A 476-nucleotide genomic window follows, 5' to 3' on the forward strand; every position below is an offset into this window, starting at 1 on the left:
ATGGCGCCGGGCCCAGTTCAGGCCCGCCCCCCCGCTGGGGCGGGGCCCCCGCCCTGGGACCCGCCCCGGGGCGCGGCCCCACGGCCCGACATCGGGATGCCGGCGGATCAGCCCGGCAGGGTCACCTGGATCGGCGTGGACCGCTGGACGGTGGTGCCGTCGCCCAACTGCCCCCCGCTGTTGTCACCCCAGCACCACAGGCCGCCGCCGGTACGGATCGCGCAGCTGTGGTCGGCGGCGGCGAGGCCGCCCGTCCAGGTGGTGTCGGCACCGACGCGGGTCGGCGCGGACCGGTGGGTGGTGGTGCCGTCACCCACCTGCCCCGTCGCGTTCTTCCCCCAGCACCACAGGCTGCCGTCGGTGCGGGACGCGCACGTCGTGGGGGGCCCGGCCGCCGCCCGCCAGCGGGGGGGGGGGGGGGGGGCCGGGGGGGGGGGGGGGGGGGGGGTTGCGCGCGCGCCCCGCGGCCCCGAACC

The 476-nt window shown here is 81.1% G+C and carries 1 pseudogene; it reads right to left on the reverse strand.

The features are described from left to right. Positions 1-107 precede the first annotated feature (107 nt). Positions 108-476, reverse strand: a pseudogene (locus ACLQ2W_RS33345) (RCC1 domain-containing protein); the annotation flags it as partial.

This window comes from Micromonospora sp. DT227, assembly GCF_049841835.1.
Taxonomy (GTDB): Bacteria; Actinomycetota; Actinomycetes; order Mycobacteriales; family Micromonosporaceae; genus Micromonospora.